General features: G+C 66.1%; 15 protein-coding genes. 7 read left to right on the top strand and 8 right to left on the bottom strand.

Annotated features, from left to right (window positions below; all coding sequences use genetic code 11):
• Positions 1-41: 41 nt before the first annotated feature.
• Together QX048_RS13170 and QX048_RS13165 are read right to left on the bottom strand one after the other, a co-directional pair.
• On the bottom strand, positions 42-845 hold the full coding sequence (locus QX048_RS13170) for a ParA family protein (protein WP_316191506.1): 804 nt from the start codon (positions 843-845) through the stop codon (positions 42-44).
• A 451-nt stretch (positions 846-1296) separates the two neighbouring features.
• Positions 1297-2655 carry a peptidoglycan-binding protein gene (locus tag QX048_RS13165; protein ID WP_315751769.1) on the bottom strand — a complete coding sequence of 453 codons (1359 nt, stop codon included), beginning with the start codon at positions 2653-2655 and terminating at the stop codon, positions 1297-1299.
• A 151-nt stretch (positions 2656-2806) separates the two neighbouring features.
• Between QX048_RS13165 and QX048_RS13160 the strand changes: the two genes are divergently transcribed.
• Complete coding sequence (locus QX048_RS13160) at positions 2807-3610, top strand: molybdopterin-synthase adenylyltransferase MoeB (protein ID WP_315716910.1); 804 nt, start codon at positions 2807-2809, stop codon at positions 3608-3610.
• 219 nt (positions 3611-3829) lie between these two features.
• Here QX048_RS13160 and QX048_RS13155 read toward each other — a convergent pair whose 3' ends face one another.
• Positions 3830-4834 carry an aldo/keto reductase gene (locus QX048_RS13155; protein WP_316191505.1) on the bottom strand — a complete coding sequence of 335 codons (1005 nt, stop codon included), beginning with the start codon at positions 4832-4834 and terminating at the stop codon, positions 3830-3832.
• Between the two features lie 122 nt (positions 4835-4956).
• Between QX048_RS13155 and QX048_RS13150 the strand changes: the two genes are divergently transcribed.
• Positions 4957-5901, top strand: a complete 945-nt coding sequence (locus tag QX048_RS13150) for a LysR family transcriptional regulator (protein WP_316191504.1) — start codon at positions 4957-4959, stop codon at positions 5899-5901.
• A 111-nt stretch (positions 5902-6012) separates the two neighbouring features.
• Here the strand turns inward: QX048_RS13150 and QX048_RS13145 are convergent, their stop codons facing one another.
• Positions 6013-7014, bottom strand: a complete 1002-nt coding sequence (locus QX048_RS13145; protein ID WP_315716913.1) for a D-glycerate dehydrogenase — start codon at positions 7012-7014, stop codon at positions 6013-6015.
• A 413-nt stretch (positions 7015-7427) separates the two neighbouring features.
• Between QX048_RS13145 and QX048_RS13140 the strand changes: the two genes are divergently transcribed.
• On the top strand, positions 7428-7913 hold the full coding sequence (locus QX048_RS13140; protein WP_409977910.1) for an SH3 domain-containing protein: 486 nt from the start codon (positions 7428-7430) through the stop codon (positions 7911-7913).
• Between the two features lie 107 nt (positions 7914-8020).
• Here the strand turns inward: QX048_RS13140 and irrA are convergent, their stop codons facing one another.
• Positions 8021-8491 (bottom strand): iron response transcriptional regulator IrrA, encoded by a 471-nt coding sequence (irrA, locus tag QX048_RS13135; RefSeq protein WP_315716966.1) that lies wholly within the window; start codon positions 8489-8491, stop codon positions 8021-8023.
• Positions 8492-8947: 456 nt separating this feature from the next.
• On the opposite strand from irrA, the gene fabA reads away from it, so the two are divergent.
• From fabA to QX048_RS13115, 4 genes are all read left to right on the top strand, one after another.
• Positions 8948-9469, top strand: coding sequence for a 3-hydroxyacyl-[acyl-carrier-protein] dehydratase FabA (gene fabA / locus QX048_RS13130; protein WP_315716914.1), 522 nt, complete (start codon positions 8948-8950; stop codon positions 9467-9469).
• A gap of 76 nt (positions 9470-9545) precedes the next feature.
• Positions 9546-10769 (top strand): beta-ketoacyl-ACP synthase I, encoded by a 1224-nt coding sequence (gene fabB, locus QX048_RS13125; RefSeq protein ID WP_315716915.1) that lies wholly within the window; start codon positions 9546-9548, stop codon positions 10767-10769.
• Between the two features lie 147 nt (positions 10770-10916).
• A complete protein-coding gene (fabI, locus tag QX048_RS13120) occupies positions 10917-11717 on the top strand; it encodes an enoyl-ACP reductase FabI (protein ID WP_315716916.1) in 801 nt (266 codons plus the stop codon).
• 224 nt (positions 11718-11941) lie between these two features.
• Complete coding sequence (locus QX048_RS13115) at positions 11942-13927, top strand: autotransporter outer membrane beta-barrel domain-containing protein (RefSeq protein ID WP_315716917.1); 1986 nt, start codon at positions 11942-11944, stop codon at positions 13925-13927.
• A gap of 18 nt (positions 13928-13945) precedes the next feature.
• Here QX048_RS13115 and QX048_RS13110 read toward each other — a convergent pair whose 3' ends face one another.
• From QX048_RS13110 to QX048_RS13100, 3 genes are all read right to left on the bottom strand, one after another.
• Positions 13946-14761 carry a hypothetical protein gene (locus tag QX048_RS13110; protein WP_315716918.1) on the bottom strand — a complete coding sequence of 272 codons (816 nt, stop codon included), beginning with the start codon at positions 14759-14761 and terminating at the stop codon, positions 13946-13948.
• A 76-nt stretch (positions 14762-14837) separates the two neighbouring features.
• Positions 14838-15674, bottom strand: a complete 837-nt coding sequence (locus tag QX048_RS13105) for a hypothetical protein (protein WP_316173529.1) — start codon at positions 15672-15674, stop codon at positions 14838-14840.
• Between the two features lie 114 nt (positions 15675-15788).
• Positions 15789-16259: a GNAT family N-acetyltransferase gene (locus tag QX048_RS13100; RefSeq protein WP_316173531.1), complete on the bottom strand. Its 471-nt coding sequence runs from the start codon at positions 16257-16259 to the stop codon at positions 15789-15791.
• Between the last annotated feature and the right edge of the window lie 41 nt (positions 16260-16300).

Below are 16300 nucleotides of genomic sequence, written 5' to 3'. Positions count from 1 at the left end.
ATTTGCGGTAGCTCGTATCCGATGACGACCACAGCCCGCCTTTACAGCCCCGCCTTCCAGTTGATGCCATTGTCGGCCCAGGTCGGGTAGGCCCGCGTCACCGGCAGCTTCGCTTCCTCGGCGGGCGGCGTCAGCATGATCGGGAATTCGACCTCGGCGTGCTCGCTCGCGTCCTTGAGCTCGCCAGCGTCGTGCATGACGTGGTCGCCGGCGAGCTTGCCCGCTGTCCAGCGCCACAGGCTGCGAATCTCCTGCGCCGACTTGCCGGCCGCATCGAACTCGCTGACGCCGAGACCGGCGGCGAGCGCGTCTTGGTGGTCGTTGCGCATCATGATGAAGGGCTGCGCAAGCACCTCTGCGATGTCGCGCGGCGCGTCGACGTCGAGCGCAGTCGTCGCATCGGTGACGCGATGGCCGCCGCGGATCGGGGCCTGGTTGAGCACGAAGGCAAACGGCTTGCGCCAGGCGCGCACGACGCTCAAGGTCGGTGCCGTCGCTTCGATGTCGGCGACGCTCGGACGCGCCGGAATGAGGCACAGATCGCAGTGGCGGATCGCGGCCGTCGTGGATGCCGTGATGCCGGCCCCGGTGTCGATCACGCAGAGGGTGACGCCGTCGCGGGCCAGCGCTTCGAGGCGAGGCTCGATCGTCTTGGCATCGTAGACGGGTTCGACGATCGGCTCGCTCGCGGCGCGGCGCGCCTGCCATTTGGTCAGCGTGCCCTGACGGTCGGTCTCGATCACGCGCACCTTGTGGCCGGCCTGCTGGGCCGCCACGGCCAGACCAATCGCCAGCGTGCTCTTGCCGCTGCCGCCCTTCTGCGTGGCCAAAACGATCGTGTACATCGGGAGACAGTCCTTCGGATGTTGACGGAACTTATGAGAACGCCAAAGCTGAGCGCATCGCGATCGCGGTGCAGAGCTATTCTCGCTCAGGACAGTCCCGGCCCGATCCAACTCATGAAGAGCGATCGCGGTGGTCCGAATCAGCACGCCGACAAAACTGTTCGAACTATTTCACGCTCGGCCTGTGCCTGCACAGACCGGTTGACTACGGCGGGAGCCGTTCCGAGTTGATAGCAAGGTGCTAGGAAGTTGAGTGGCAGCGAGCCGCGGGCGAGCGATCGGCATCGCCGAGCATCATCCCATGCAGTCGCGATGCTGCACGTCCGATCCCCGCCGGCCGCCGTTGGGCCCTTAATTTTTTCTAAAACGACATGCTTAACATTGCGTAAACGCCGCCGCGCCGCAGGGCGCGGCGGCATGATCGCGATGCCGGACCGGTTTGGCGCAGGCGCTACTTCCGCACGCAGATCACGCGCACCGTCGCCGCCTTGGCGTCGAGCGAGGTTCCGTCGGGCTTGACGCCATGCGTGGCGAGAAAGGCGCGCGTCGCATCGGCGCTGACCATCACGACCTGCGTCGATGGGATCAGCGCCGTGCCGGCGAGGACGCCGGGCTTGAGCAAGGTGACGCCGGCGAACTTGCCGTCGCCGTCGAGCGCCGCCGCTCCGGAAAAGCCGAGCCCGGGCGCCGGCGCCAGCGAGGCGTCGCCGGCGCCATTGCCGGCGAGCTGCGCCTTGACGGTGCTGATCGCGGCACCGCCGCCCTGGCTCTGCGGATCGGCGATGCCGACGATGTCGACCGACGATTTCGCACTGCCGCCCGACAGCGCCAGCGGCTTCAGGCCGCGCGCGCCGTAGATGCGCAGCAGCGCCAGGCCGCGCTCCTTGTCCTCGGCCACGCGCTCGGCATGGCCGAAACCGGGAATGGTGATCGCCACGCAGGCATCGGTCACCTCGCGATCGGCGATGATGGCGCCGTCCTGGGTAGCGATGATGCCGGTGCCGTAATCGACGCGGCGCCGTGGCGCGGGCTGCGCGGCCAATGTCGACGGAAACGCGGTGAAAGCGCTCGACATCGCGATCACGACCGGCTCGACCGTGTTCTCGGTGGCCTGATCGTAGAGGATGGTCAGGATACGCACCTCGTCGCCCCGAAAGGTGCCGCGGATGTAGAACTTCTTCAGGTTCTGCAGGCCCGAGAGCACGAAGAAGTCGGGCTTCACCACGCTGTAGTCGACGGTGCGGCCGGGCTCCTTCTTCTCGCGGTCGGCGAGCGCCGCGGTGGTCGGGTTCGCCTCCTTGCGGCGTGACAGCACGACCTGCACGGTGCCGGTGGGCGAGGTCCATTTCGAGCCGGTGCCGTCGCTGGTCTGTTGCGGCACCAGCTTTGCGGGAATGCCGAGCCGTGCGCCGCTGACCGGCTCGGTCACGAGCTTCCAGCCGACGCCCTCCTGCTTGCGGCGCGCGGTGTCGGCGAGCACGGCGCGCTCCTGCGGGTTCAGCACGCCGGTCGGCTTGCCGCCGACGAGCTTCTGGTATTCCTTGATCGCGTTGACCATGCGCTCGCTGACGTCGCCGGTGATCGCGCCATTGTACTGGCCGACCCAGGCGAGATCGGATTGCAGCGCGAGCCGCTCGGCCTGGCTCATCGCATTGGCGGTGTCGGCGGGAGCCTGCACGCCCGGGCGCGCCGGCTGGGTCGCGACGGGCTTGGGCTTGGCGCCCGGCGACGCGCCCTGCGGCGTCTGTGCCTGCGCCGACGCGCATGCGGCGATCCCGCAGATGAAGGTTGCCGTGGCCAGCCGTCTCATGACAAATCCCGATGCTCTTGCCGCGCCGCTAAATAAGCACATCTGCTTGGTCGGTCACAATCCGGCGAGGGTTCAGTGCGGAGAGCCGGCGTCTTCGCTACGGGCCGACAATGGGCTGACAGCGGTGCGGCAGCGGAAGGACGGTGTAACGATGCTGAGCGACGAAGAACTGGAGCGCTATGCCCGTCACATCGTGCTGCGCGACGTCGGCGGTCCCGGCCAGGCGGCGCTGAAGCGGGCGTCGGTGCTGGTGGTCGGCGCAGGCGGCCTCGGCGCACCGGCGCTGATGTATCTCGCCGCGGCTGGCGTCGGCACGATCGGCGTGGTCGACGACGACGTCGTGTCGCTGTCGAATCTGCAGCGCCAGGTCATCCATGCGACCCCCGACATCGGCAGACCCAAAGTCGAGAGCGCCGCCGAGCGCATCAACGCGCTCAATCCGCATGTGAGCGTCATGGCGCATCGGACCTGGCTCAATGCCGACAACGCGCTCGATCTGATCGGCGCTTATGATCTCGTGCTCGACGGCTCCGACAATTTCGACACCCGCTATCTCGTCTCCGATGCCTGCTTTCTGGCCGCGCGGCCGCTGATCACCGGCGCGCTCGGCACCTTCGATGCGTCGCTGACGACGATCCGGGCGCATGAGCGGAATGAGAAGGGCCAGTTTAATCCGACCTATCGCTGCCTGTTCCCCGAGCCGCCGCCGCCCGGCACGGTGCCCGCCTGCGCCGAAGCCGGCGTCATGGGTGCGCTCGCCGGCATGCTCGGCTCGATGATGGCGCTGGAGGCGATCCGCGAGATCGTCGGCTTCGGCGAGGGGCTGGTGGGACGGCTCTTGATGCTGGACGCGCGCACGATGCGCTTCGAGACCCTGCGCTATGGGCGCGATCCGGCCAATCCGCTGAATGGTGACGGGCCAGTCATTGCGGACTTGAGCGCGCATCGGAAGTGATGGCCGCTTGAGTCGAGAGGCGCGCCACAAATTCACTGTCGTCCCGGACAAGCCCGGCGACGCAACGCGTCGTCGGGCGCCGATCCGGGACCATACTCCGTGTATGCAATGAGGCGCGCGGAACGGGTCATCTGCCTGTTCCAGACATCACGCGGTATGGGTCCCCGCGTTCGCCGGGACGACACCGAGTTTGTTGCGCGACCTGGACTCACATGACGCTCAGCTCGGCTGACCGCGCTCGCTGTCCATATGCACCAACTGCGCCTCCGGATAGCGCTCTCCGGCGGCGACACCAATGGGGAAGGCCTTGTCCAGCGCGGCGAGCTGGACCTCGGTGAGCTTGACGCAGAGCGAGCCGAGCGCCTCGTCGAGGCGGTCGCGGCGGCGGGCGCCGACCAGCGGGACGATGTCGTTGCCCTGCGCGGCCACCCAGGCGATCGCGACTTGCGCCGGCGTGGCGCCGACCTCGCCTGCCAGGCTGCGCAGCGTGTCGACCAGGCTGAGATTGCGATCGAGATTGTCGCCACTGAAGCGCGGCGAATGGCCACGGAAATCAGCGGCATTGGCGCGGTCCTTCGACCAGTGGCCGCTGATCAGTCCGCGCGAGAGCACGCCGTAGGCGGTGATGCCGATGCCGAGCTCGCGGCAGGTCTGCAGGATGTCGCTCTCGATGCCGCGTGAGATCAGCGAGTATTCGATCTGCAGATCCGAGATCGGGTGCACCTTGTGCGCCCGGCGGATGGTCTCGGAGCCGACCTCCGACAGTCCGATATGCTTGATGTAGCCGGCCTGCTTCAGCTCGGCCATCGCGCCAATGGTCTCCTCGATCGGCACCTTGGGATCGAGCCGCGCCGGGCGGTAGATGTCGATGGCGTCGACGCCGAGCCGCTGCAGCGAATAGGACAGGAAGGTTCTGACAGCTTCAGGCCGGCTGTCATAGCCGAGCCAGCTCTTGTCGGGTCCGCGCAGGGCACCGAACTTCACCGATATCTGCACGTTGCGCGGACCGGCCGAGGCCAGCGCCTCGCGGATCAGCATCTCGTTGTGGCCCATCCCGTAGAAGTCGCCGGTGTCGAGCAGCGTGATCCCGGCGTCGAGCGCGGCGTGGATGGTGGCGATGCTCTCGGACCGGTCGGTGGGGCCGTAGAAGTCCGACATGCCCATGCAGCCTAGTCCGATGACCGAAACGTCGGGGCCGGTCGAGCCGAGTTGGCGGGTTTGCATGATCAATCTCCTCTTGCTGGCGCAGGCGGCTTGGTGGCCCGCCCGGACAACGCGGATATCGGCGCATTTCCGCGGATCGAAAAGCTGGACAATTCCGAATGGACTGTTCAGCATATCGAACAATGAGCGAGCCGGACCTCCGCGATCTTCAAGCCTTCGCTGCCGTGGCTCGCAGCGGCAATTTCCGCCGCGCTGCGCGCGAGCAGGGACTCGCGGCATCCAGCCTCAGTCAGCGGCTCAAGGAGCTGGAGCAGCGGCTCGGCGTCCGGCTGCTCAACCGGACCACGCGGAGCGTCGGCCTGACGCAGGCCGGCGAGGCGCTGCTGGCACGGCTCGAGCCTGCGATGGCCGAGATCGAAGCGGCGATCCATCAGGTGCGCGGCCAGCAGCAGGTCGCGGCGGGGCGCCTGCGCATCAATGCGCCGCCGCCCGCGGTCGATCTGGTGCTGGCGCCGATGGTCGCGCCGTTCCTTCAGGCCTATCCGCTGATCGAGCTCGAGATCGTCGCCGACAGCGGCTTCGTCGACATCGTGCAGGCCGGGTTCGATGCCGGCGTGCGCTATGGCGAGCACCTGGCGCAGGACATGATCGCCGTGCCGCTCGGCGAAACGCAGCGCTACGCCATCGTCGCCTCACCGCACTATGTGGCGCAGCATGGCCGTCCCGCGCGTCCGCGCGACCTGCTGCAGCATGGCTGCATTCGCACGCGCTTCTCGTCCGGTGCGATGCTGGATTGGGAGTTCGAGAAGGACGGGCAGGTGATCAGGATCGCGCCGCCGGCCCGGCTGATCGCGGTCCAGCTCGGTCTGGCCTTCCGTGCCGCCTGCGACGGGGTCGGCTACTGGGCGACATTCGAGGGACATGTGCGCGATGCGCTGGCGGCAGGCCGCCTCGTCAGCGTGCTGGACGACTGGTGCCCGCCGTTCCCCGGACCGTATCTATATTACCCGAGCCGCCGGCAACCGCCGCCGGCGCTGGCGGCGTTCGTCGCGTTCGTCGGGGAGTGGCGGAAGCGCGCGGGCGCCCCGCACCCAGCTGCCGTCCCGGCCTTGAGCCGAGACCCATAACCACCAGCGTGAACGAGACGATGACGACCAGCGATGTCCCACGCGGACATTACGCGGTACGGGTCCCTGCGTTCGCAGCGGCGACGCTGATTATGGGGTCGAGTGACCGGCCTACAACATGCTCGGCAGCACGCGGTCCGGCGGGCGGTGGTTGTCGAGGAAGGTCTTGATGTTGATGATGACCTTCTCGCCCATCTCGACGCGGCCTTCGATGGTGGCCGAGCCCATGTGCGGCAGCAGCGTCACCTTGCCGGCCTTGGCGAGCCGGACCAGGCGCGGATTCACCGCGGGCTCGTGCTCGAACACGTCGAGACCGGCGCCGGCGATGTCGCCGGCCTCGATCAGCCGCGTCAGCGTCTCCTCGTCGATCACCTCGCCGCGTGCGGTGTTGACGATGTAGGCGTCCTTGCGGATCAGCTTCAGCCGGCGTGCCGACAGCAGATGGAACGTCGCCGGCGTGTGCGGGCAGTTGACCGAGATGATGTCCATCCGCGCCAGCATCTGGTCGAGGCTCTCCCAGTAGGTAGCGCCGAGCTCGTCGGCGATCACGGGAGCGACCGGGCGGCGGTTGTGATAGTGGATCTGCAGGCCGAAGGCGCGGGCACGCCGCGCCACGGCCTGGCCGATCCGGCCCATGCCGATGATGCCCAAGCGCTTGCCGCCGATGCGGTGGCCGAGCATCCAGGTCGGCGACCAGCCCGCCCAGTTCTTGCCCTCGGTGAGGATCGAGGCGCCCTCGATCAGCCGCCGCGGCACGGCGAGGATCAGCGCCATGGTCATGTCGGCGGTGTCCTCGGTGAGGACCTTCGGCGTGTTGGTGACGGTGATGCCGCGCGCCACCGCCGCCGCGACGTCGATGTTGTCGACGCCGTTGCCGAAGTTGGCGATCATGCGCAGCTTGCAATCGGGCTGATTGAGAATGTCGGCGCTGATGTGGTCGGTGACGGTCGGAACCAGCACCTCGGCGGTGCGCACGGCGTCGGCGAGTTGTTCCTGGCTCAACGGCTCGTCGTCGAGATTGAGCCTGGCGTCGAACAGCTCGCGCATGCGCGTCTCGACCGAGTCCGGCAGCTTGCGTGTCACCACGACGAGGGGCTTTTTCCTACCTGACATGTGCTGCTCTCATGAGATCCTTCAGACCTCATTAACCGGGTTCGCCGAAACTACCGTCGTCGCCTGAGAGCGGCGCTTCCCTGGACTGGTCGTGTCGGATCTCGCAGGTGGGCCGATCCGTCCCTGACAGGGCTTCGCGAGCGATTCTCAGGCGCTTCCTGGCCGCTTGTGTTCGGTCCTGTCTAGCAGAAGGCCCGGCCAAGACAAGAAGCCAACGGCAGGTCGGGACTGGCGCTTTCGGCAAGCCCTCTCCGAGCACGAAGGGGGGCAGCCGGGCGGTTCGATGGGGATCGGGCGAAGGATCGCAACGCAATCCGCTTTGATCGGAGCGCGGGTCGATCCTTTCGAGGGAGAGTGAGTTGAGTAAATTGACGTTGTGGCGTTTCGGTGCTGTCGTGGTGCTGCTGGTCTGTCTGTTCGACGTTGCCGTCGGCAGGGGCGGCGTTGCGGCGAAGGACTCCGTTCTCACCACCAGCGGCCTGCCGGTGCCGCGCTATGTCAGCCTGAAGTCGGATCATGTGAACGTTCGTGCCGGTCCGACCAAGGACAACGACGTGGCCTGGGTCTATACGCGCTCCGGCCTGCCGGTCGAGATCACTGCGGAATATGAGAACTGGCGCCGCGTGCGCGATTCCGAAGGCTCGGAGGGGTGGGTCTATCACTCGTTGCTGTCGGGGCGCCGCACGGCGGTGGTCACGATGAAGAACAAGGACGATCTCGCCCCGATCTACGAGAGCGCCGACGCGACCAGCGCGGTCACAGCGCGGCTGCAGGCAGGCGTTGTCGCGCAGGTGAAGAAATGCGGCAATGGCTGGTGCCGCGTGCTCGGCAATGGTTTCGAAGGCTGGATCCAGCAGCAGCGGCTGTGGGGCGTCTACGCCGACGAGCAGGTCAATTGAAGGCCCAGGTCAGCGCAATGCGCTGACCTCCATCCTGACGCGCTCCCGACACAAAAATGCCCGCAGCGGGTGCGGGCATGGTGCTTCGATGAAGACCTTCCGGAGGCTCAGCGCTTCTTGCGCAGCCGGACGACCATGTCGATCCGGGCGATCTCGTAACCTTCGGGCGCCTCCGGCAGCTTCGACAGCGCCAGATGCTGGTCCGGGATGTCGACCAGCTCGTGGTTGTTCTCGAGATAGAAGTGATGGTGGGCGGTGACGTTGGTGTCAAAATACGTCTTCGTGCCGTCAACGCTGACCTGGCGCAGCAGGCCGGCGTCGGTCAGCTGGTTCAGCGTATTATAGACCGTGGCGAGCGAGACCGGAACCTTGGCCAGCGTCGCTTCCTCGTAGAGCATTTCGGCGGTCAGATGCCGCGCGCCCTTGCCGAACAGCAGCCAGCCGAGGGCCATGCGCTGGCGGGTCGGGCGCAGCCCGGCCGCCTGCAGCATCTCGTTGACGTCGTGCCATGGGCAGCCATTGAGTGCTGGCTGCCGGCCGTTCCCGAGATCCGGGTTGCCGCGGTCATGACCACTCATCGAGGCGTTGTTGCTGACATCCACTTCAAGCACCGCACAATCTCGCTCTCATCCACAACCGATATAGGAAGAAACCCATTCAGATGCAAGCTTATCGCAACTAACGTATCTAGAACGCTCCTAAACTGCATTTGCCGCCCGGTTCGGGCGCCGGCCCTGGTGCTGCGTCGATTTACCTGGATACGCGCATTGACGCCGCAATCCTCTATGTTAGAGAGCGCCCGGACCCGATTTGCCCTGCCATGGTGAGCGCCGGCGGCCGTGATGGCCATGTGCGCGAATCCAGGCGTCGTTAGGCCCGCCGCTGACAGCAGTCATGTTCGCCAAGTGCGATGGCCCAGCCTTCGTGCCGACGCGATGACCGGCCAGCGCGGCGCGGAAGGGGGCGGCGCGCGGGAAGGGTCCATGTCGCGCGGCACAAATTCCACCGGGGATCGTTGAGAAAGGCCACCAAGCATGCTGGATCGGCGCAGCGCATATGAATACGAGGACCTGCTGGCCTGCGGCCGCGGGGAGCTGTTCGGCCCCGGCAATGCACAACTGCCGCTGCCGCCGATGCTGATGTTCGATCGGATCGTCGAGATCTCCGAGACCGGCGGCGAGTTCGGCAAGGGCGTCGTCCGCGCCGAGCTCGACGTGAAGCCGGATCTCTGGTTCTTCGGCTGCCATTTCAAGAATGATCCGGTGATGCCGGGCTGTCTCGGCCTCGATGCGATGTGGCAGATGGTCGGCTTCTACCTCGGCTGGACCGGCGGCGCGGGGCGCGGCCGTGCGCTGGGCCTCGGCGATCTCAAGTTTTCCGGCCAGGTGCTGCCGACCGCCCGCAAGGTTGTGTACAACGTCGACATCAAGCGCGTGATGCGCTCAAAGCTGGTGCTCGGTATTGCCGACGGGTGGCTTTCGATGGATGGCGAGATTATCTATCGCGCCAAGGACCTGAAGGTCGGCCTGTTCAAGCAGGGCGCCGCGCCGACTTGAACCGGCAGGCTGCGACCACAGACAGTGCAGCAGGCACGGCTGCAACACAACACACGAGCAAGGTGAGGCGGACATCATGAGGCGGGTTGTCATCACGGGCATGGGCATCGTCTCATCGATCGGCAACAACACCCAGGAGGTGCTCGCCAGCCTGTACGAGGCGAAGTCCGGTATCTCCCGCGCCGAGAAATATGCCGAGCTTGGTTTTCGTTCGCAGGTGCAAGGTGCGCCGACGCTGAATCCCGCCGACGTGGTCGACCGCCGCGCCATGCGCTTCCTCGGCGAGGGGGCGGCGTGGAATCATGTCGCCATGGAGCAGGCCATCCTCGATTCCGGGTTGGAGCCGACCGACGTCTCCAACGTCAGAACCGGCATCATCATGGGCTCAGGCGGGCCATCGACGCGCACGCTGGTGGAAGCGGCCGACATCACCCGCACCAAGGGCCCGAAGCGCGTCGGTCCGTTCGCCGTGCCGAAGGCAATGTCGTCGACGGCCTCGGCGACGTTGGCGACCTGGTTCAAGATCAAGGGCGTCAACTACTCGATCTCCTCGGCCTGTGCGACCTCCAATCATTGCATCGGCAATTCCTACGAGATGATCCAGTACGGCAAGCAGGACGTGATGTTCGCCGGCGGCTGCGAAGAGCTCGACTGGACGCTGTCGGTGCTGTTCGACGCGATGGGTGCGATGTCGTCGAAGCACAACGACACGCCTGCGACCGCGTCGCGGCCCTATGACGTCACGCGCGACGGCTTCGTGATCGCCGGCGGCGCCGGCGTCCTCGTGCTGGAAGAGCTCGAGCACGCCAAGGCGCGCGGCGCCAAGATCTACGGCGAGATCGTGGGCTACGGCGCGACCTCGGACGGCTACGACATGGTGGCGCCGTCGGGCGAAGGCGCCGAGCGCTGCATGCAGCTCGCGCTGTCGACCGTGAAGACGAAGATCGACTACATCAATCCGCATGCGACTTCGACGCCGGCCGGCGATCCGCCGGAGATCGAGGCGATCCGCAAGGTGTTCGGCCGCGGCGAGAAATGTCCGCCAATCTCGGCGACCAAGGCGCTGACCGGCCACTCGCTCGGCGCCACCGGCGTCCAGGAAGCGATCTATTCGCTGCTGATGATGAAGAACGGCTTCATCTGCGAGAGCGCCAACATCACCGAGCTCGATCCCGCCTTCGCCGACATGCCGATCGTGCGCAAGCGCATCGACAACGCCAAGCTCGGCACCGTGCTGTCGAACTCGTTCGGCTTCGGCGGCACCAACGCGACGCTGGTGTTCAAGCAGCTCGACGCCTAAGATTTCCAACAGCACTGGTTTCGTCGGCATCATGGCCGGGCAGCAGCGCGAAGCTCATTCTTCGCACCGATGTCCGGCCATTGGCGTCTCGAAGACGGAACGATCATCCTGGCTGGGTCGATCCCGGCATGACGAAGGAGAGACATCATGCAGGGACTGATGGCAGGCAAGCGCGGCCTGGTCATGGGCATCGCCAACGACCATTCGATCGCCTGGGGCATCGCCAAGACGCTGGCGGCGCATGGTGCCGAGATGGCCTTCACCTATCAGGGCGACGCGCTCGGCAAGCGCGTCCGTCCGCTCGCCGATGAGCTCGGCGTCAAGCACGTGTTGCCTTGCGACGTCGAGGACATCGCCAGCGTCGACGGCGTGTTCACCGCATTGCGCGAGGCCTGGGGCGGGCTCGACTTCGTCGTCCATGCGGTCGCCTTCTCCGACAAGAACGAGCTCAAGGGCCGCTACGCCGACACCTCGCGCGAGAATTTTGCGCGCACGATGCTGATCTCCTGCTTCTCCTTCACCGAGATCGCCAAGCGCGCCGCCGAGCTGATGCCGGAAAGCGGCGGCAGCATGATCACCTTGACCTTCGACGGCTCCAACCGCGTGATGCCGAACTACAACGTGATGGGTGTCGCCAAGGCCGCGTTGGAAGCCTCGGTGCGCTATCTCGCCGCCGACTACGGCCGCCGCAGCATCCGTGTCAACGCGATCTCGGCCGGCCCGGTGCGCACGCTGGCGGGCTCGGGCATCGGCGATGCCCGCTTCATGTTCGCCTTTCAGCAGAAGCACTCGCCGCTCGGTCGCGGCGTGACCCTGGAGGAGCTTGGCGGCTCGGCGCTCTATCTGCTGTCGGAGCTGTCCGGCGGCGTCACCGGCGAGATCCACTACGTCGATTCCGGCTACAACGTGATCTCGATGCCGCGCCCCGAGGATCTCAAGGCGGACTGACCTCCGCGCGCATCGGCGGTATCAGGGGAACGCGAGACTCCGTCCCCCGATCGACCCAAATTTTCCCAGTTGAAGACAATGTTCCTGAACGGCTAATCAGGAAGCATTGGCGCAACTCGTGTTGGTTGTTGCGACGACGCTGCGATGCATCATGACCGGTGCATCGGCCGCGGCCGTCAGCTAGCCGCTCGCGCCGGCAGCAAGACAAGTCGTGGGGGCGATTGATGCTGCGTTCGAAGGCCCGTGTCATCGCTCTCTGCGCGATGACCGGCATTGCGCTTGTGGCAGGGGGCGTCGGGCCGGCGCAGGCGCAATCGAGCGTCTGGGACTCCACGATCTCCAACACCAGCTGGTATGTGCCGACGGCGCAGCTGCTCGCCTACATGTCGCCGAAGACGGGCTTCTCCAATCCGGTCCCGATCGGTGACCAGACGTTGTGGACCTTGGGCACCGCGAGCAACGGCGCCTTCACCGGCACCAGCGTCGCGCAGCTCAGGATCGGGCTGGCGCTGCTGACGGACACCTCGACCATCCAGGGCTTCGTCACCACCAGCGGCCAGATCACCATGCTGTTCACGCCGACCGGCGGCGGCACTGCGACCGTCGGACTCGGCTATATGCGCAACGTCAACGGCGTGACCAGCATGGAAATGCAGATGATCACCGGCGACAGCCTGCTGGTGACGCATTGGGCCTACATGCTCCCCTATGATCCCGCGACCTTCACGCCGCCGCCGTCGGCACCGGTGCCGGCCAACTCAGTGCCGCAATGGGCGTGGACCGCCGGCACGCCTTGGCGGATCGTCAGTCCCACATTGTTCGGCACGCAGGCGCCGGGCCGTTTCGTCATCACGAGCTATCAGAACGGCTATTTCTGGGGTGCGGGCGTCGCGCCGCCCGGCAGCGCCGCGGCCGGCTTCACGCTGCTCGGCTCGGTGACTCCCGAGGGCAGCGTGCTGTTCAACACCCTCTCGCGCGGCACCCTGACCAGCCTCTATGGCACGGCGAGCGGCAACGCCGCAGGCGCGCAGATGCTGGTGTCGACCTACGACCTCACCGGAAACCTGACCGGAGGACTGGCGACGATGTCGCTGATCCGGCCTTATGCGGATACGCTGCGGTCTGCAGGCGGCCGCGTCGGCTTGGAAGCGGCTGACGTACTGTACCGGCTGTCGATGACGTCGGCCGGCTGGACCGGATCGATGGTCTCGGGCTTTGCCGCGCTTGATAATCTCAGCGGTCCATCTCTCAGCGCCGCCGTGAAGCAGACGTTGCCGGTGTTGACCGGGGCGGCCTCGCAGGCGACCCATGTCAGCCAGCAGGCGTTCCGGCAGACGATGACCAACAGGCTCGACGATGTCGGCAGCATCGGCTGGGCCGCTGGTCGCAATGTCTGGATGCAGCCCCTCGGCAGCACCGCGCAGCAGACGGGGCGCGATGGCGTTCCCGGCTATGACGCCTCCGGCGGCGGTCTGGCGTTCGGCGCCGACGTCGCAGTCTCGTCCCGCGCCATCATTGGCGGCGTTCTCGGTTATTCTCATCACACGATCACCGGAAGCGACGCCGCCGTGCCGAACCGTCTCGGTCTCGCCTCCTATCAGCTCGGGCTCTATGGAGCCTACGCGATCACCCGTGATGTCCTCTTCGACTATCAGCTCGATGGCGGATCGACCGATAACGGCGAAAACAGGTCGCTGAGCTTCATGGGCGCATCCGCCGGCGGCAGCTATCGTTCCTACAGCGGCCATGCCGGCGCAGGCATCAAGACGCGCATTCCGCTGCAGGACCGATTCGCGCTCGTTCCAGCACTGCGCCTGGACTACGGCACGGTTCGCAGCAATTCCTACGGCGAGAACGGTGCCGGCGGTTTCAGCCTCAACGTCGATCCTCAGATCTATCAGGAGCTCGTGACGACGGCGCAGCTGAAAGCGGTCTACGCGCCCACCAGGCAGATTCGTCTGACCAGCGATATCGGCGTCGGCTACAACACGCTGAATCAGCCATTGCAGATCCGCGCGACGTTCTCGGGCGGCGGCGAGAGCTTTGTCACCCATGGCCTCGGCCTGTCGCCATGGATCTATTCTGCGGGCCTTGGTCTTGTGGCCGCCGGCAACGACCGGCTCGACCTCAGCATCCGCTATGGCATCAACGCGACATCGTCCGGTCTCGTCCAGCAGTCGGGCCACGCGGTGCTGAAGATCAGGCTGTGACGCGCCGAGCTCGTCGTTCTATTCGCGCCCGAAATAGGCCGGCAAGCGCTGGTCGAGCCGGAATTTGAGCATCGAACGCGCCATGTCGCGCAGCACATTGTTGTTCGCAGCCTCCGGCGGCGAGGCGGGGAATGCGGAGTTGTCGACGTCCCCGGCGTGAGACGGCGGTCCGACGCCGGACGTCAGCCGTGAGAGCAGCGATCTGGAGCTCGTGGCAGGCTCGCGCGTCTCGAACGTCGCGCCGTCATAGAGCTGGATATCGATCATGGTGAAGACGTGGCTGATCCGGCCGAATCCCTCGCCCCGGTTGATGACACCGACGCCGGTAACCTCGTCGTTTGTCGAGGGTTCGCTGTCGGTCCGGCGGGTGATCACGAGGTAGCGAGCGCACCCTGCCGTGCCGGCCACCTTCCTGACGATGGGCGTGAGCTTCCCGTTCTCGGCCTTGACCGGTGGCGACTGATAGAACGGATCGAATGCGCCCTTGGGGACGCTGATGCGGCGGATCCCGCTATCACCCGCGGCTGCCTTCACACGCGCGTAGACGATGTCGTCGAAACCCCAGGACACCGGCACTTCGGCGTACTCGTTGCCCAGGCGGGTCATGCCGTTCTTCTGCACCGTGAAGGCATCGCCGAGCGCGGCGATCACCCCGACCTCGCACGGTCCGCCCTCGCGAAGGGCCGTCGTCGGCTTGGCTGCCTTGGCAGCGGTGCCCGCGGTCTTTGGCGCTGTTTTGGCATTCAGCGGCGCCGGCGCCGATTGCGCCAGGGCATTGGTGCATGACCAGATCACGGCCATGAACAGCGGCGCCAGTCGGCGAGAGATGGTCACTGGGAGAGCTCGTCGCATAAGGGAGAGGATTGGGCCAATGAAGCTCGTTCGAACCGTGTGAACGCGGGCGACGGCATCATTCGATCTTCAGATAGCTCGGCAGGTCGCGATCGAGCTTCGCCGCGACCAGAGTACGCAGCCGCTCGCGCAGGACGGTGCTGGAGGCCGCAGCCGCGAGAGGCTCGGGGAAGTCGGCATTGTTGAGCTTATTGAGAGGATCCTCGGTGAGCCTCATGGTCTCGGCCAGCCTGGCGCCGGTATCCGCCGAGAACGAGCTGATCTTCTCGTAGGATTGGCCGTCGATGAGCGTGATGTTGACGTTCGCAAACAGATGCGAGTGCCTGAGGATCGATCCGACCCCCTGATTGTAGGCGCCGATGCCTCTGAGCCTCAGGGTGGTGTTGGGAATGGTCGTCTCGAACCTGGTGACGACGAGGTAGCGTGCGCAGTTGGCATTCGTGGTGACGTTGCGCACGATCGAGGCCAGGCTCTCCTTCGGATCGGGCAGGAAGCGCGACGTCGGATGGTAGTACGGCTCGAACGCGCCTTTCGGATAGCCGATCCTGTGCACGGCCGGGTCGCCGCCGGTGGCCGCGCGCACGCGCGCCATGGCGAGGTCGTCCAGTCCCCATCCCGGCAACGTGACTTCGTCCTCTTCGATTTCAAACACGGTGAGGCCGAACTTGCTGACGGCGAGCTGGTCGCCGAGTGCGGCAATGACGCCAAGACGGCACGGACCGCTTTCGATGGCGCCTGGTTTCGCCATCGCCTTTGTCTTTCCGGAGGGTTTCTTGGCCGCGGGGGCGGCCTTGGGCGCCGTTGCTGACGGAGCCTGGGCCCAAGCCCCGGTTGCGAAGGCAGCGGCGAGGACGACGAGCGCAAGGCGGCGGATCGGCAGGAGCGGCACGGACATGGGGACGGTTCGAGAATGCAAGGTCGTCGGGAACTCGAACTTAGTTCGCCTGCGAAGGCGCACGCAACGGTTTCCGGTCGCCACGCGCAAGATTTGCGCTTGCACGCTCTGCGATCAGGAGGCCGCCGCCTGACCGTCACGCTTCCAGCGATAATATTTCATGATCCGGCCGTGCAGCGGGTCAGCTTCCTCCTTTTCCAGCACGAAGCCCTCGCGCTCGTACCAGCGCCACGCCTTGTCGTTGCCCTTCGCGCAGCGCAGCCACACTTCGTCGGGGAGCAGCTCGCGGGTGAAGGCGAGCAGCCGGCGGCCGAGCGAGCGGCCCTGATGGGACGGGGCGATCATCAGCTGGTCGAGATAGAGCGTGGGGACGTTGATCGCGAGCATCGCCGCGAGGCCGCCGCGGTCGTCGGCGACATACAGGCTCCAACCGCCAGCGACTTCGCGCGGCACGCGCTCCCTGAGGACCGCGAGCAGCCTCTCGCTCTGCGTTTCCAGGCCCGTCGAACACCAGCTCTCCATCCAGAGCCTGGCGACGGCGTCGTATTCGTCCGGGCGGGCAGGGCGGATGATAGGATGGTGCATGTGGGTGACCTTAAGCGGGGTGACGGCCTCTGCATCCGCAG

This window comes from Bradyrhizobium sp. SZCCHNS30572 (assembly GCF_032484415.1).
Lineage (GTDB): Bacteria > Pseudomonadota > Alphaproteobacteria > Rhizobiales > Xanthobacteraceae > Bradyrhizobium.
The sequence above is the reverse complement of the archived record's forward strand: the minus strand, read 5'-3'. Positions and strand labels throughout refer to the sequence as shown.

What these genes read in the sequence shown, in the direction of transcription:
- QX048_RS13145 (WP_315716913.1), bottom strand. Translation starts at nt 7,014, where the DNA reads ATGTCAGGTAGGAAAAAGCCCCTCGTCGTGGTGACACGCAAGCTGCCG.
- fabA (WP_315716914.1), top strand. Translation starts at nt 8,948, where the DNA reads ATGCTGGATCGGCGCAGCGCATATGAATACGAGGACCTGCTGGCCTGC.
- fabI (WP_315716916.1), top strand. Translation starts at nt 10,917, where the DNA reads ATGCAGGGACTGATGGCAGGCAAGCGCGGCCTGGTCATGGGCATCGCC.
- fabB (WP_315716915.1), top strand. Translation starts at nt 9,546, where the DNA reads ATGAGGCGGGTTGTCATCACGGGCATGGGCATCGTCTCATCGATCGGC.
- QX048_RS13170 (WP_316191506.1), bottom strand. Translation starts at nt 845, where the DNA reads ATGTACACGATCGTTTTGGCCACGCAGAAGGGCGGCAGCGGCAAGAGC.
- QX048_RS13115 (WP_315716917.1), top strand. Translation starts at nt 11,942, where the DNA reads ATGCTGCGTTCGAAGGCCCGTGTCATCGCTCTCTGCGCGATGACCGGC.
- QX048_RS13100 (WP_316173531.1), bottom strand. Translation starts at nt 16,259, where the DNA reads ATGCACCATCCTATCATCCGCCCTGCCCGCCCGGACGAATACGACGCC.
- QX048_RS13155 (WP_316191505.1), bottom strand. Translation starts at nt 4,834, where the DNA reads ATGCAAACCCGCCAACTCGGCTCGACCGGCCCCGACGTTTCGGTCATC.
- irrA (WP_315716966.1), bottom strand. Translation starts at nt 8,491, where the DNA reads ATGAGTGGTCATGACCGCGGCAACCCGGATCTCGGGAACGGCCGGCAG.
- QX048_RS13105 (WP_316173529.1), bottom strand. Translation starts at nt 15,674, where the DNA reads ATGTCCGTGCCGCTCCTGCCGATCCGCCGCCTTGCGCTCGTCGTCCTC.
- QX048_RS13165 (WP_315751769.1), bottom strand. Translation starts at nt 2,655, where the DNA reads ATGAGACGGCTGGCCACGGCAACCTTCATCTGCGGGATCGCCGCATGC.
- QX048_RS13150 (WP_316191504.1), top strand. Translation starts at nt 4,957, where the DNA reads ATGAGCGAGCCGGACCTCCGCGATCTTCAAGCCTTCGCTGCCGTGGCT.
- QX048_RS13160 (WP_315716910.1), top strand. Translation starts at nt 2,807, where the DNA reads ATGCTGAGCGACGAAGAACTGGAGCGCTATGCCCGTCACATCGTGCTG.